This window comes from Streptomyces tamarix (assembly GCF_032423885.1).
GTDB lineage: Bacteria > Actinomycetota > Actinomycetes > Streptomycetales > Streptomycetaceae > Streptomyces > Streptomyces tamarix.
The window spans coordinates 47,548-61,305 of the sequence record NZ_JAWCTQ010000018.1 but is presented as its reverse complement, the minus strand read 5'-3'; the positions used below and the strand labels follow the sequence as shown (position 1 = coordinate 61,305).

The 13,758-nt window shown below is 76.1% G+C and carries 13 protein-coding genes; 7 read left to right on the top strand and 6 right to left on the bottom strand.

Features of this window, described 5'->3' with window-relative positions; translation table 11 throughout:
- Positions 1 to 139: 139 nt before the first annotated feature.
- Positions 140 to 997 carry a type I methionyl aminopeptidase gene (gene map, locus RND61_RS16325; protein ID WP_315878686.1) on the bottom strand — a complete coding sequence of 286 codons (858 nt, stop codon included), beginning with the start codon at positions 995 to 997 and terminating at the stop codon, positions 140 to 142.
- Positions 998 to 1,056: 59 nt separating this feature from the next.
- Between map and RND61_RS16320 the strand changes: the two genes are divergently transcribed.
- Positions 1,057 to 1,287, top strand: a complete 231-nt coding sequence (locus RND61_RS16320) for a hypothetical protein (protein WP_315878685.1) — start codon at positions 1,057 to 1,059, stop codon at positions 1,285 to 1,287.
- Between the two features lie 125 nt (positions 1,288 to 1,412).
- Here the strand turns inward: RND61_RS16320 and RND61_RS16315 are convergent, their stop codons facing one another.
- Together RND61_RS16315 and RND61_RS16310 are read right to left on the bottom strand one after the other, a co-directional pair.
- Positions 1,413 to 2,681, bottom strand: coding sequence for an MFS transporter (locus RND61_RS16315; protein ID WP_315878684.1), 1,269 nt, complete (start codon positions 2,679 to 2,681; stop codon positions 1,413 to 1,415).
- 58 nt (positions 2,682 to 2,739) lie between these two features.
- Positions 2,740 to 3,348 (bottom strand): hypothetical protein, encoded by a 609-nt coding sequence (locus tag RND61_RS16310; RefSeq protein ID WP_315878683.1) that lies wholly within the window; start codon positions 3,346 to 3,348, stop codon positions 2,740 to 2,742.
- A gap of 91 nt (positions 3,349 to 3,439) precedes the next feature.
- Between RND61_RS16310 and npdG the strand changes: the two genes are divergently transcribed.
- Both npdG and RND61_RS16300 read left to right on the top strand, forming a co-directional pair.
- Positions 3,440 to 4,156 (top strand): NADPH-dependent F420 reductase, encoded by a 717-nt coding sequence (gene npdG / locus RND61_RS16305; RefSeq protein WP_315878682.1) that lies wholly within the window; start codon positions 3,440 to 3,442, stop codon positions 4,154 to 4,156.
- Between the two features lie 69 nt (positions 4,157 to 4,225).
- Positions 4,226 to 4,396: a hypothetical protein gene (locus tag RND61_RS16300; protein ID WP_315878681.1), complete on the top strand. Its 171-nt coding sequence runs from the start codon at positions 4,226 to 4,228 to the stop codon at positions 4,394 to 4,396.
- Here the strand turns inward: RND61_RS16300 and RND61_RS16295 are convergent.
- Positions 4,386 to 5,192, bottom strand: a complete 807-nt coding sequence (locus tag RND61_RS16295; protein WP_315878680.1) for a site-2 protease family protein — start codon at positions 5,190 to 5,192, stop codon at positions 4,386 to 4,388. The two genes, RND61_RS16300 and RND61_RS16295, sit on opposite strands and share 11 nt — an antisense overlap.
- 186 nt (positions 5,193 to 5,378) lie before the next feature.
- Complete coding sequence (gene panB, locus RND61_RS16290; protein ID WP_315878679.1) at positions 5,379 to 6,266, bottom strand: 3-methyl-2-oxobutanoate hydroxymethyltransferase; 888 nt, start codon at positions 6,264 to 6,266, stop codon at positions 5,379 to 5,381.
- Between the two features lie 154 nt (positions 6,267 to 6,420).
- On the opposite strand from panB, the gene RND61_RS16285 reads away from it, so the two are divergent.
- Complete coding sequence (locus tag RND61_RS16285; protein ID WP_391653558.1) at positions 6,421 to 8,061, top strand: MFS transporter; 1,641 nt, start codon at positions 6,421 to 6,423, stop codon at positions 8,059 to 8,061.
- Between the two features lie 425 nt (positions 8,062 to 8,486).
- Positions 8,487 to 9,512 (top strand): endonuclease/exonuclease/phosphatase family protein, encoded by a 1,026-nt coding sequence (locus RND61_RS16280; protein ID WP_315878678.1) that lies wholly within the window; start codon positions 8,487 to 8,489, stop codon positions 9,510 to 9,512.
- Between the two features lie 89 nt (positions 9,513 to 9,601).
- On the opposite strand, the gene RND61_RS16275 is transcribed toward RND61_RS16280, so the two are convergent.
- The gene (locus tag RND61_RS16275; protein ID WP_315878677.1) at positions 9,602 to 11,377 is read right to left on the bottom strand and encodes an NAD+ synthase; all 1,776 of its coding nucleotides are present in this window, start codon (positions 11,375 to 11,377) and stop codon (positions 9,602 to 9,604) included.
- An 852-nt stretch (positions 11,378 to 12,229) separates the two neighbouring features.
- On the opposite strand from RND61_RS16275, the gene RND61_RS16270 reads away from it, so the two are divergent.
- Positions 12,230 to 12,865, top strand: coding sequence for a DUF998 domain-containing protein (locus RND61_RS16270; protein WP_315878752.1), 636 nt, complete (start codon positions 12,230 to 12,232; stop codon positions 12,863 to 12,865).
- Positions 12,862 to 13,716 carry an alpha/beta fold hydrolase gene (locus RND61_RS16265; protein WP_315878676.1) on the top strand — a complete coding sequence of 285 codons (855 nt, stop codon included), beginning with the start codon at positions 12,862 to 12,864 and terminating at the stop codon, positions 13,714 to 13,716. Before RND61_RS16270 ends, RND61_RS16265 begins: the two co-directional genes overlap by 4 nt.
- The last annotated feature ends 42 nt before the right edge of the window (positions 13,717 to 13,758 follow it).

Sequence of the window (13,758 nt, the reverse complement as noted above, 5' to 3'; positions counted from 1 at the left end):
GACGAGCGGGCGTGCGGCGCCGGCGCGCGCTGTCACGCGTGCGCGCCGGGGCGCCGCCGCACCCGATCCTCCTGCTTGGGCGTGCCCAAGTCACCTGCTTTCCGACGGCCTGTCGGTAAAACGGTACCCCTCGGGGACGTCAGGGCAACGTGAGGATCTCCGCCCCGCCGTCCGTCACCACGAGCGTGTGCTCGAACTGCGCGGTCCGCTTGCGGTCCTTCGTCACCACGGTCCAGCCGTCCTCCCACATGTCGTACTCGTGGGTGCCCAGCGTCAGCATCGGCTCGATCGTGAAGGTCATGCCGGGCCGCATCACGGTCGTGGCGTGCGGCGAGTCGTAGTGCGGGATGATCAGGCCGGAGTGGAACGACGAGCTGATGCCGTGCCCGGTGAAGTCCCGCACGACGCCGTAGCCGAAGCGCTTGGCGTACGACTCGATGACGCGCCCGATCACGTTGACCTGCCGGCCCGGCCTGACGGCCTTGATGGCCCGGTTGAGCGCCTCGCGGGTCCGCTCGACGAGCAGCCGCGACTCCTCGTCGACGTCGCCGCACAGGTACGTGGCGTTGTTGTCGCCGTGGACGCCGTGGATGTACGCCGTGACGTCCAGGTTCACGATGTCGCCGTCCCGCAGGACGGTCGAGTCGGGGATGCCGTGGCAGATGACCTCGTTGACCGAGGCGCACAGCGACTTGGGGAAGCCCCGGTAGCCCAGCGTCGAGGGGTAGGCGCCGTGGTCGCACATGTACTCGTGGGCGACGCGGTCCAGCTCGTCGGTGGTGACGCCGGGCGCGATGTGCTTGGCGGCCTCCTCCATCGCCCGCGCGGCGATGCGGCCCGCGATGCGCATCCGCTCGATCGTGTCGGAGTCCTGGACCTCGGGGCCGTCGTACGGCTTCGGAGCGGGCTTCCCGACGTACTCGGGCCGCCGGATGGATCCGGGGACGGAACGGATGGGGGACAGCTCCCCCGGGACGAGCAGCGACTGGCCAGACATGCCAGCGAGTCTAACCAGGGCGGGCCGGGGCACCATGGCGACAGAGGAAGGAGCGGGACATGGCCCTGTTCAAGAAGCGCACGGCGGGCAAACCGGGCGAGTGGTACTACTGCCTGGAGCACCGGAAGGTGGAGGAGGGGCCGGAGTGCCCCGCGAAGGACAGGTTCGGCCCCTACGCGTCGCCGGAGGCGGCGGGGCACGCGATGGAGACCGCGCGCGAGCGGAACGCCCAGTGGGAGACCGACCCCCGCTGGCACGACACCCCCGGAACGGGGCCCCGGGAGGGATAGCCGCGCCCGGACCGCCGGGCCGCCGGACCGCCGGTGTGCCGGGCGGGCTCGGCGGGTGCGGCCCCGTGACGCGCGGGCCGTCCGACGAGGTGGCCGCGGTGCCCGCCGAGGTCTCCCACCGGGCCCTACGGCGCCCCGGCCGCCCGCCGGCGCCGCGCGTCGGGGTCGGTCGCGGCGTCGTACGACACGAGCCGCGGCAGCGCCGCGGCCAGCAGCCCCACCGCCGCGACGCACGCCAGCCCGCCGCCCCACACGGCCCCGCGCGTGCCGGTCCACCCGGCCATGGCGCCCGCCCGCACCTGCCCCAGTTGCGGGCCCACGCTGTACGACAGCACCTCGATCCCGGCCAGCCGCCCCCGCAGGTGGTCGGGGATCGTCTGGTTCCAGATCGTCGACCGGCCGAGGCCGCTCAGCATGTCGCCCGCGCCCGCCACCGCCAGGCACAGCAGCACCACCCACACGTCGTCGAACCAGCCGGCGCCCGCGACCGCCAGCCCCCACCCGGCGGCGCCGACCACCACCATCAGCCCGTGCCGCCGCACCCGGGACGTCCACCCGCTCGTCAGGGTGAGCACCACCGACCCCGCGGACCCCGCCGCGTACATCAACCCCAGCGACCACGGGGCACCCAGCTCGTCCGCGAGGAACGGGTACAGCGTCGGCGGGTACGCCAGCAGCATCGCGGCGAGGTCGACCGCGTACGTGCCGAGCAGCACGGGCCGCGACCAGGCGTACCGCGCGCCCTCCGCGATGCCCCGCAGCGACGGCCCGCCCGCGCCGCTCACGGGCGGGGCGGGGGAGAGGCGCAGGCACAGCAGCACGGACACGGCGAAGCAGCACACCGTCGTGGCGTACGCCGTGCCGTGCCCCGCGTACGCCACGACGAGGCCCGCCAGCGCGGGCCCGGCGACGGCGCCCAACTGCCAGCGCAGCGCGTTGAGCGCGGCGGCGGCCGGGAGCTGGTCGTGCGGCACGATCCGGGCGATCAGCGCGTCCAGCGCGGGCCGCTGGAGCCCGGCCATCGCGGAGACCCCGGCCGCCACGGCGTACAGCGGCCACAGCATCGGCTCGGGCAGCAGCGCGTTCAGCAGCAGGACGGCGGCGAGCAGCGCCAGCCCCGCCTCCGTGGCGAGGATCATCCGCCGCCGGTCGACCGCGTCGGCGAGCGCGCCCCCGTACAGGCCGAACACGACCAGCGGGACCAGCTCGACCGCGCCCATGGCACCCACGGCGAACGGCGAACCGGTGAGCTCCTTGATCTGGAGCGGCAGCGCGACCATCGCCGTGAAACTGCCGAAGTAGGCGACGAGCCCCTGCACCCACAGCAGACGGAAGTCGCGCGAGGCCCGCCAGGGGGAGAGGTCGGGCAGCACGGCGGACAGCTTCGAGGTCACGGGGCGCCATGCTGCGCGCGGGCCGCTGCCCCGGGCAACCGGTTTTACCGGCGCGCGCCTACCAGCGCGTGGGCGGCGGCGACGTCAGGTGGTCGGCGAGCCGGGACAGCCGGTCGCGCAGCCGGGCTCGGCCCCGGGGCGCGGGCAGGCTGTTCTCCCCGGCCGCCGCGCTCACCAGGTGCTGCACCGTGTCCAGGTCGACGCCCTCGTCGCGCGCCGGGTCGACGGTGAGCGACTCGTGCGCCAGGCCGTGGACCTCCCGGTCGCCGCCGTCCAGCGACAGCACCGTCGCCCCGGCCCGCCGCGCCCCGTGCACCCGCTCCAGCAGGCCGCCGTCCGGCCGGTCCGGCGCCACGACCAGCAGCGTCGCGCCCCGCCCGGCCGCCTCCAGCCGGCCCAGCCCCACCGCCAGGTGCGCCGGGTCCGAGGGCCGCACCCGGTGCCGTACGAGAGTGGGCGCCAACTCCGGAAGGCCCGCCCACATCGCCTCGTCCACCAGGTGCGCGGCCAGGTGCCACGGCTCGTACTCCGCGGTGCCCACCAGCAGCAGCCCGCCGCCGTGCCGCGTGACGGACGAGCGCAGCGCCCCCGCGAAGCCGCGCGCCGCCGCCGGCCACGCGGTCCCGGCGAGCACGTCACGGAGCAGGGCGACCCGTACGGCATCCATGGCGCCGCATCCTGCCCGCCCCGGCCCGCCCGGCGCGGCGCTTCGCGGGCCCGTCACCCGTACGGGGGTGGTGGCACGTAGTGTCGGCACCATGAGTGAGACGGAGACCAAGAAGCCAGCCCGGGACCCCTGGGACCTGCCCGACGTGTCCGGCCTCGTCGTCGGCGTCCTCGGCGGCACCGGTGACCAGGGGCGCGGCCTCGCCTACCGGCTGGCCCGCGCGGGCCAGAAGGTGATCATCGGTTCGCGCGCCGCGGAGCGGGCCCGCGAGGCCGCCGCCGGACTGGGCCTCGGCGTCGAGGGCACCGACAACGCCGAGTGCGCCCGTCGCAGCGACATCGTGATCGTGGCCGTGCCCTGGGAGGGCCACGCCGCGACCCTCGCGGCGCTGCGCGAGGAGCTGCGCGGCAAGCTCGTCGTCGACTGCGTGAACCCGCTCGGCTTCGACAAGCAGGGCGCGTACGCGCTCAAGCCGGAGGAGGGCAGCGCCGCCCAGCAGGCCGCCGCGCTGCTCCCCGAGTCGCGGGTGACCGCCGCGTTCCACCACCTGTCGGCCGTGCTGCTCCAGGACGAGACGGTCGACGAGATCGACACGGACGTGATGGTCCTCGGCGAGAAGCGCGCCGACACGGACCTCGTGCAGGCCCTCGCCGCCCGGATCCCCGGCATGCGGGGCGTCTACGCGGGCCGGCTCCGGGGCGCCCACCAGGTCGAGTCGCTCGTCGCCAACCTGATCGCCGTCAACCGCCGCTACAAGGCCCACGCCGGGCTGCGCGTCACCGACGTCCAGGAGACGCGGGACCGCTGAGCGGGCCACCGGGGCGCATGGGGGACACTGGACGGGACCGCCCCCCGCACCGGACAGGAGCCGACCCCCATGCCCCGCCTCGCCCTCTACGCGCTCGCCGTCTGCGTCCTCGCCGCCGTCGCGGCCGTGGTCTCGTTCGTCCAGGGCAACTGGCTCGGCATCGTGTGGGTGCTGCTCGCCGGTGTCTCCTCCAACATGTCCTGGTACTACTGGCGGCGCTCCCGCCAGGTCACCGGGTGACGTCCACGAGGAACGCGCAGACCGGGTCGGCCTCCTGCCAGAAGCGGTAGAGGTCCCGTCCGCAGGACGACTCCGCCCCGGCGACGCCCAGCGCGCCGAGCACCCCGTCGACCAGGCCGAAGAACACCTGGTTCACCTCCGGCGCGAGCAGCAGCACGAACACGGCGAGCAGCCCGTACGGCGCGAACGGCTCGACCCCCCGCCGGACCCGCTCCGGCAGCCACGGCTCCACCACCCCGTACCCGTCGAGCCCCGGCACCGGCAGGGCGTTCAGGACCGCCGCCGTCACCTGGAGCAGCGCCACGAACGCCAGCGCGAACCGGAAGCCCACCGGGACGCCGTCGAGCGCGCCCAGCCAGAACGGCGCCGCGCACCCGAGCGCGAACAGCGCGTTCGCCAGCGGCCCCGCCGCCGAGACCAGGCTGAGCCGCAGACGGCCCCGGATGCGGTGCCGCTCGACGAACACGGCCCCGCCCGGCAGCCCGATCCCGCCCATCACCAGGAACAGCACCGGCAGCAGGACGCTCAGCACGGCGTGGGTGTACTTCAGCGGGTCCAGCGTCAGGTAGCCCCTCGCCGCCACGGACGCGTCGCCGCCGTGCAGCGCGGTCCGGGCGTGCGCGTACTCGTGCAGGCACAGCGACACGACCCACGCCCCGGTGACGAACAGGAACACCGCGACGCCGAGCCCGGGCCCGGCCCCGGGGCGGCTCCAGACCGCCCATCCGGCGACCGCGGTGACGGCGGCGATCCCGAGGAACACGGGGCTGATCCGGCGGGGTGCTGCGACGGCCACGGGCGGAGCCTCCTCGGTCGGGGACGACGACCGTACCGCCCCGCGCCGGAGGGCGGACCGGGCCGGAGGGGCCCCTCGCCGGCGGCGGGGCCGCGGCGTGCCGACAGCCCGCCGATGGGGGAAGTCGGCGGGCTGTCGTCCGTGCCGCAGTGGCTCGGTGGAGGGTGCGCTCCTCGGCGGGGCGGCTCAGTGGAAGGTGTGCTCCTCGGCGGGGAACGCGCCGCCGGCGACGTCCTGCGCGAACGCCTGCGCCGCGTCGCCCAGGGTGCGGCGCAGATCGGCGTACTGCTTGGTGAAGCGCGGCACCTTGCCGCCGGTCAGGCCGGCCATGTCCGTCCACACCAGGACCTGCGCGTCCGTGTCCGGGCCCGCGCCGATGCCGATCGTCGGGATGTGCAGGGAGCGGGTGACCTCGGCGGCCAGCTCGGCCGGTACGAGCTCCAGGACGACCGCGAACGCGCCCGCGTCCTGCGCCGCCTTGGCGTCCCGCAGCAGCCGGTGCGCGTCCTCGTCGGCGCGGCCCTGCACCCGGTAGCCCATGGTGTTCACGGACTGCGGGGTCAGGCCGAGGTGGGACATCACCGGGATCCCGGCCTGGACCAGCATCCGCGTCTGGGGCAGCGAGCGCTCGCCGCCCTCCAGCTTGACCGCGCCGACGCCGGCCTCCTTCACCAGCCGCGTCGCCGACCGCAGGGCCTGTACGGGGCCCTCCTGGTAGGAGCCGAACGGCAGGTCGCCGACGACGAGGGCGCGCCTGGTGCCCCGGACGACGGCGGCGGACAGGAGGGCCATCTCGTCCATCGTGACGGGCACGGTGGTCTCGTAGCCGAGGTGGCAGTTGCCCATGGAGTCGCCGACGAGGAGGACCGGGATGCCGGCCTCGTCGAAGACCGACGCCGTCATCGCGTCGTACGCGGTCAGCATGGGCCACTTCTCGCCGCGCTCCTTGGCGGCGGCGATGTCGTGGACGGTGATGCGGCGCGTGCCCTTACCGCCGTACAGCGCCCTGGGGTGGGTGGCGCCCTGCTCCGCGCTGCTGTCGCCGGGCTGTTTCCGGGCAGGCTGAAGCGTCATGTGAAACGGCTCCTTCGTCATCTCGAGGCGCCCTGACGGCGTCCCCGGACCACGTCCATGGTGGCACTTCGTGCCGTACGGGGGGAAGTGGGGGAGCACGCGGGGGGAGCAATCCGGGACGGCGCCGTCCCGGAATCCGTCCTACGGTGGGCCCATGGACCGGCCCCCGCCCCCGCCGCACGCCCCGCGCCCCTCCCACGACGGCGTACCGGACCGGGTGCCGGAGGTGCCGCCGGACGTGCACCGGCGCCGCTGGGCGATCCTCGCGGTGCTGATGCTGAGCCTGCTGTTCGTGGTGCTGGACAACTCGATCCTCAACGTGGCGGTGAAGACCGTCGCGAGCCCGCCGCCCGTCGGGATCGGCGCCACCCAGAGCCAGCTGGAGTGGGCCGTCAACGCGTACGCCCTGGTCTTCGCGGGACTGCTGTTCACGGCGGGCCTCCTCGGCGACCGGCTGGGCCGCCGCAGGACGCTGCTGTTCGGCACGGTGGTCTTCGGGATCTCCTCGGCGCTGGCCGCCTTCGCGGACTCGCCGGTCGAGCTGGTCGCCTACCGGGCGGTGATGGGGTTCGGGGCCGCGTTCGTGATGCCGGCGACGCTCGCCATCCTGATGAACGTCTTCGAGCGCGACGAGCAGCCGCGGGCCATCGGCGTGTGGGTCGGCGCGGTCGGCGTGGCCATCGCGGTCGGCCCGGTCCTGGGAGGGCTCCTGCTGGAGCACTTCTGGTGGGGGTCGATCTTCCTGGTCAACGTGCCGGTCGTGGCGGTCTCGCTGGTCGCCGTGGCGCTGCTGGTGCCGGAGTCCCGCGACCCCGCGCCCGGGCGGGTCGACCCGGGCGGGGTGGCGCTGTCGATCGTCGGCCTGGTGCTGCTGGTGTTCGGCATCATCCGGGGCGGCGAGCTGGCCGACCTGACCGAACCGACCGTGCTGCTGCCCGTCGTGGGCGGGGTGCTGGTCCTGGTCGGGTTCGTCGTCCACGAGCGGCGCAGCCCGCACCCGGCGCTCGACATGGCGTACTTCCGCAAGCCCGTCTTCTCGGCGGCGGTGGGCGGGATCGCGCTGGTCTTCTTCGCCCTGATGGGCGTGACCTTCGTCTCGGTGTTCTACCTGCAGAGCGTGCGCGGCTTCAGCCCGCTCCAGGCCGGGCTGCTGCTCCTGCCGCTGGCGGTGACGCAGCTCCTGTTCGCGCCGCGCTCCCGGCTGGTGGTGCGGCGGTTCGGGGCGCGCACGGTGTGTGCGGCGGGGCTGCTGGTGGTGGCCGCGTGCCTGGCCGCGTTCGCCGGTTTCGACACGGGCACGCCGGTGTGGGTGGTGGAGCTGGTGCTGTTCGCCCAGGGCGCGGGCATGGCCCACGTCATGCCGCCCGTGACGGTCGCCGTGATGCAGGCCCTGCCGCGCGAGAAGGCCGGCTCCGGGTCGGCCGTCAACAACACGTTCCGGCAGATCGGCGGGGCGCTCGGCGTGGCCGTGCTCGGCTCGCTGCTGTCGGCCGTCTACCGGGGCCGCATCGAGGGGCACCTGGGCGCCGTGCCGCCGGGCGAGCGGGCGGCGGCGGGCGAGTCCGTCGAGGCCACCCTCGCCGCCGCGCGGCAGCTCGGCCCGGCGGGGGAGGCGCTGGTCGCCCCGGCGCACGCGGCGTTCCTGGCGGCGATGCACGTGACGGCCCTGTGCGCGGCCTGCGTCGCCGCGCTGGGGGCGGCGGTGGTCGCCGCGTTCCTGCCGGGCCGCCGCCCGGCACCGGGGGGCCGGGAGCGGGCGGCGGAGGGCGGCGCGCGGGAGGCGGTCCCCCGGTAGCCGTACGCGCCGGGGGAGGCGTCCGGCGCCTTGTCGGCGTGGACGTCCTCGCGCCCGGCAGCCGTGTGCGCCCGGGGCGGCGCGGCGCGGGCTCCACCGGCCCGGCCGGCCGGGCTCGGGGCAGCCGTACGCGTTCGGGAGGCGCCGCCGCGCCACTCCCGCGGGTTCCCGGCCGGCCCTCTCGCGGATCCCGGTCCCTGCGGCCCCTCGCCCCGCCCTCGCGGGCCCTCGTCCCGCCCCGGCCACCGGTCCCGATCGTGAATGTGCGCGTTTCGTTACAACCCGCCCGCTGCCCGTACCCCCAGGAACCCGCCCGGGGGCCGCCTTCGTCCCCCAAGCAGTACGGCCGTGCGGTGATCCCCGGACGATCCCCTAGGGTCGGGATTCGGCACGCGAAGGAACCAGAGGCACGTGAGGACGACGGAATGGCGCGGGTGGACGGCATGACGGAGACGGGGAGCGGCGCCGCGGAGGACCGGCGCGCGGGATCCCGGGTCCGCTCGGCGGTCGCCCGCCGGTGGCGGGGCCCCGGCGTCTGGCGGCGCGGCACGGTGCTGTCCGCGTGCGCGCTCCTGCTCGCGCTGCTGATGGGCCTGCACCGCCACATCCCCAACGCCATCGGCAACCTGGGCAGCCTCATCGAGACGTTCCTGCCCTGGTTCGGCCTGTGCGTGCTGCTCCTGACCGGCCTCGCGCTGCTGCGCCGCTCGGCCACCGCGCTGATCGCCGTCCTCGTCCCGGCCGTCGTGTGGTTGAACCTCTTCGGCGGCCTCGTCACGGACAAGAACGGCGCCGGCGGCGACCTCATGGTCGTCTCGCACAACGTGAACGCCGACAACCCGGACCCCGAGGGCACCGCCCGCGCCGTCGCCGCCTCGGAGACGGACGTGCTGGCCCTGGTGGAGCTGAAGCCCGCGATGGTGCCCGTGTACGAGGAGGCGCTGGCCGGCGCGTACCCGTACCACTCGGTGCGCGGCACGGTCGGCCTGTGGAGCCGGTACCCGCTCGGCGACAGCCGTCCCGTCGACATCCGGCTCGGCTGGACCCGCGCCATGCGCGCCACCGTCTTCGCGCCCGAGGGGCCCGTCGCGGTGTACGTCGCCCACCTGCCGTCCGTGCGGGTCAAGCTGGACGCCGGGTTCACCGCCAACCAGCGCGACCGCAGCGCCGACCGGCTCGGCGAGGCCATCGCCGCCGAACCCCACCGCCGGGTGATCCTCCTCGGCGACCTCAACGGCACCATGAACGACCGGTCCCTGAACGCCGTCACGTCCCAGATGCGCTCCACGCAGGGAGCCGCCGGCGACGGCATGGGCTTCAGCTGGCCGGCCGGCTTCCCGATGGCCCGCATCGACCAGATCCTGGTCCGGGGCGTCGAACCGGTCGCCTCCTGGTCCCTGCCGCGCACCGACAGCGACCACCTGCCGATCGCGGCCCGCGTCACGTTCTGACGCGCCGCGCCGCGGGCCGGCGCCCGCGGAGGCGCGCTGACGCGCGAAGGGGGCCTCCCGCCGGCGGAAGACCCCCTTCGCGCGTGCCGTCAGCCCCGGGACGACGCCGTCGACTCGCGCCACCGGTTGGTGATGGGCAGCCGCCGGTCCTTACCGAAGCCCTTCGCGGAGATCTTCGTGCCCGGCGGGTACTGGCGCCGCTTGTACTCGGCGGCGTCCACCATCCGCAGCGTCCGCGCCACCAGCTCCTCGTCGAAGCCCGCCGCGACGATCGCGTCCTTGCCCCGGTCCCGGTCCACGTACAGCTCCAGGATCCGGTCGAGCACGTCGTAGTCCGGCAGCGAGTCCGTGTCGACCTGGCCCGGGCGCAGCTCGGCGCTGGGCGGCTTGGAGAGGGTGCCCTCCGGGATCGGCGGGGTCTGGCCGCGCTCCTCGGCGGCCCGGTTGCGCCACCTCGCCAGCCGGAACACCGTCGTCTTGTACACGTCCTTGATCGGCCCGTACGCGCCCACCGAGTCGCCGTACAGCGTCGAGTAGCCCACCGCCAGCTCGGACTTGTTGCCCGGCGCGAGGACGATGTGGCCCTCCTGGTTGGAGAGGGCCATCAGCAGGGTGCCGCGCAGCCGCGACTGGAGGTTCTCCTCGGCGAGCCCCGTCAGCCCCAGCGACCCCATGTACGCGTCGAACATCGGCTCGATCGGCACGGTGCGGAAGTTCAGCCCGGTACGGCGCGCCAGCTCGGCCGCGTCGCTCCTGGAGTGCTCCGACGAGTACTTCGACGGCATCGACACGCCGTACACGTTCCGCGCGCCCAGCGCGTCGCAGGCGATCGCGGCGACCAGCGCCGAGTCGACGCCGCCGGACAGGCCGATCAGCGCGGACCGGAAGCCGTTCTTCGCGGCGTACGCGCGCAGGCCCACGACCAGCGCCGTGTAGACCTCCTCGTCGTCGTCGAGGCGGTCCGCGTAGCCGCCGGTCAGCTCCGGCTCGTACGCGGGAAGCGGCTCCTCGGACAGCACGACGCGCTCGACGCGCAGCCCGTCGTCGACCCGCTGCCCGTGGGCGGCCGGCTCGCCGGCCGCGGCGGGCAGGTCGAGGTCGAGGACGACGCTGCCCTCGGCGAACTGCGGGGCGCGGGCGACGACCTCGCCGTGGGCGTCGACGACGATCGAGTCGCCGTCGAAGACCAGCTCGTCCTGGCCGCCGATCATCGCCAGGTACGCGGTGGTGCAGCCGGCCTCCTGGGCGCGCTTGCGGACCAGCTCCAGCCGCGTGTCGTCCTTGTTCCGCTCGTACGGCGAGGCGTTGATCGACACCAGCAGCCCGGCGCCCGCGCTGCGGGCGGCCGGGACGCGCCCGCCGTCCTGCCACAGGTCCTCGCAGATCGCCAGCGCCACGTCCACGCCGCGGACCCGGACGACCGGCAGCGTGTCGCCCGGCACGAAGTAGCGGAACTCGTCGAAGACGCCGTAGTTCGGCAGGTGGTGCTTGGCGAAGGTCAGAGCCACCCCGCCGCCGTGCAGCACGGCGGCGGCGTTCTGCGGCGCGCCGGCGGGCTGGCCGTACTTCGGCCGGGCCCGCTCGGAGCGGTCCAGGTAGCCGACGACCACCGGCAGGTCCCCGAAGCCCTCGGCGGCGAGCCGGGCGGCGAGCGCGCGCAGCCCGGCGCGGGACGCCTCCACGAACGACGACCGCAGGGCGAGGTCCTCGACGGGGTACCCGGTCAGCGCCATCTCCGGGAACACGACGAGGTGCGCCCCCTGCTCGGCGGCGTGCCGGGTCCAGTGCACGATCGTCTCGGCGTTGCCGGCGAGGTCGCCGACGGTCGAGTCGATCTGATTCAGGGCGAGGCGTAGTTGAGGCACGTCCCCAGTCTAATCGTCAAATCGACGCGATGTCCTGGGGAGGCGGGGCGGGGGAGCGGGGGGACACGGGCGGGCGCCGTGCCGCGCCCGTCCCCGGGCCTGCGGTACGGGGGCTTCTGCGAGGACTGTGTCGGGTCGGGGCGGGCGTCCTGTCGTGCTGTCCCGGGGCCTGCGGTACGGGGGCTTCTGCGAGGGCCGCACGCCGGGGCGGAGCGGGGCGGAGTGGGGCGGGGCGGGAGCCGTGGGGTGCCGGGCACCGGCTTCGCGGCAGGCCGCGGGCCCCGGCTCTGCGGCGGTCCGTGCGCACCGGCCCTGCGGGGGACCGTGCGCACCGGCCCTGCGACGGACCGTGCGGGCCGGGGTCGCGTGCCGCGCTCCGGCCGTGCCGCGACAGCCGCAGCGCGCCGGGTCCGGCCGGGGCGGCTCCGGGCGTGCCGATCGGGGCGGGGCGCACCGGGGCCGCATCCAAACCGCCCGGCGGCGCGTCTTCAGGGGCGTCAGGCGCCGGGGCCCCGTGCGCGGCCGGGACCCGGAGGACGTCGGGGCACCGGGCCGTGGGCGGGCGCCGCCACCGAGCGCGCACCCGCATGCTCCGAAGGACGGCCCCACGTGCGCATCGTCACGATGCCGAGCAGCAGGGCGGCGAGCAGCCCCCCGTACCCCGGCGCGCCGCCCGCGCGCCGTCCGCCCGCCCCGGTGGCCATGGGGCGAAGCCTGCCCCCGCGGGGCGTGCGGGGCGCGGGAGCCCGTCGCGCCGCCGGGACCGCGCGCCCCGCCCCCGCCGGGCCGGGGGCACCGGGGCGGCCGGAAGCGCCGGGGCGGCCGGGGTGGCCGGTCGCGGCCCTCCTCGTCCTGGGCGCCCTGTCCTACAGCGCCTGGGTCGTCGAACTGCCGCTCGCCACCGGCCTGGACCCCCTCCGGTCGTACGTCAGCGAACTGGCCGCCGCCGACCAACCGCTGGGCGCCCTGTTCCGCACCGCCGACCTGGTCGCGGGCGTCCTGCTGCTGGCCGCCGCGCTGCCCGGGCTGGCCGCGGCCGGGCGCCGGTTCTGGGCGGTCGCCGGATGGGCGGCCCTCGCCGTGTTCGGCGCGGCCACCGCCGTCGACTCCCGGCTGCCGCTCAGCTGCGCGCCCACCGCCGACGCCGCGTGCGCGGCCCGCGAGGACGCCGGCCTGGTCCCGGCCGCGCACGCCGCGCACGCCGTGAGCTCCGGCCTCGCGATGGCGGGCGCCGTCACGGCGGTCGTCGCGCTCACCGTCGCCGCCCGCCGCTACGGCTGGTGGCCACCCCTCGCCCGTACGGGACCGGTCCTCGTCGTGCTGGAGCTCGCCGCCACGGCCTGGACGCTCGTCGCGGTCGCCGCGTTCGAGGCGGGGCGCGGCCACTGGGCGCTGGGTGCCGGCCAGCGCGCGCAACTGCTGCTGGTGGCGGTCTGGCTGCTCCTGCTGGCCCGGTCGCTGCCGCGCCGCAGGGGGCGGCGCCGGTGAGCCGCTTCGTCCGGGTCGGGGGCGTGCCCCACCACGTGGTCGTCGAGGGCTCGGGGCCGGTGTGCGTGCTGAGCGCCGGGCTGGGGCTGTGCTGGTTCGACTGGGACCCCGTGGTGCCGCTGCTGGCGCCGCACCGCACGGTCGTCCGCTTCGACCGGCCCGGCCACGGGCTGAGCGGCCCGGCCGGGGCGGCGCCGACCGCGCGGGGCGAGGCGGACCGGATCGCGGCCCTGCTGGACGCGCTGGGGATGGGCGGCGAACGGGTGACCGTGGTCGGGCACTCCCTCGCCGGGCTCCACGCGGAGGCGTTCGCCCGGCTGCACCCGGCGCGGACGGCGGCGCTGGTCCTGGCCGACGCGTCCGTGGAGGAGCACGCGCGCCCGCCCGCCCCGCGCACCGCCGCGCTCCACACGACCCTGGCCCGCACCGCGGGCGCCCTGCTCACCGCTACGGGCGCCCCCGCCGCGCTCGGCCCGTACGCCCGGCGCGCGCTGGTCCGCCTCTCCCGCGCGGGGCGCGCGCTCGACCCGGCCGGCCGCGAGCGGGTGCGCCGCTGCTACCGCACTCGCCGGGTCCTGGACGGCGCCCTCCTGGAGAACGCGCACTACCGGGCCGTCGCCGCCGGGGTGCTCGCCCTGCGCGCCCGCCGTCCGCTGCCCCGGGCGCTCCCCGTCACGGTGCTGGCCGCGCCGGACTCCCCGGACGGCACCGACCGCTGGACGGCCCGCCAGCGGGGCCTCGCCGCCGCGCTGGACGCCCGCTTCACCCTCGTACGGGGCGCGGGCCACCTGATGATGCTGGACCGCCCCGGCGCGGTCGCCGAGGCGGTCCTCCACCCGCCGGGCCGGTGAGCCGGACGGGGTCGGTGAGCCGGACGGGGCGGGTGAGGCCGG

Excerpts from the sequence above, each read along its gene's own strand:
- npdG (WP_315878682.1), top strand. The coding sequence starts at position 3,440 with ATGAGTGAGACGGAGACCAAGAAGCCAGCCCGGGACCCCTGGGACCTG.
- RND61_RS16300 (WP_315878681.1), top strand. The coding sequence starts at position 4,226 with ATGCCCCGCCTCGCCCTCTACGCGCTCGCCGTCTGCGTCCTCGCCGCC.
- RND61_RS16320 (WP_315878685.1), top strand. The coding sequence starts at position 1,057 with ATGGCCCTGTTCAAGAAGCGCACGGCGGGCAAACCGGGCGAGTGGTAC.
- RND61_RS16310 (WP_315878683.1), bottom strand. The coding sequence starts at position 3,348 with ATGGATGCCGTACGGGTCGCCCTGCTCCGTGACGTGCTCGCCGGGACC.
- panB (WP_315878679.1), bottom strand. The coding sequence starts at position 6,266 with ATGACGCTTCAGCCTGCCCGGAAACAGCCCGGCGACAGCAGCGCGGAG.
- RND61_RS16285 (WP_391653558.1), top strand. The coding sequence starts at position 6,421 with ATGGACCGGCCCCCGCCCCCGCCGCACGCCCCGCGCCCCTCCCACGAC.
- RND61_RS16280 (WP_315878678.1), top strand. The coding sequence starts at position 8,487 with ATGGCGCGGGTGGACGGCATGACGGAGACGGGGAGCGGCGCCGCGGAG.
- map (WP_315878686.1), bottom strand. The coding sequence starts at position 997 with ATGTCTGGCCAGTCGCTGCTCGTCCCGGGGGAGCTGTCCCCCATCCGT.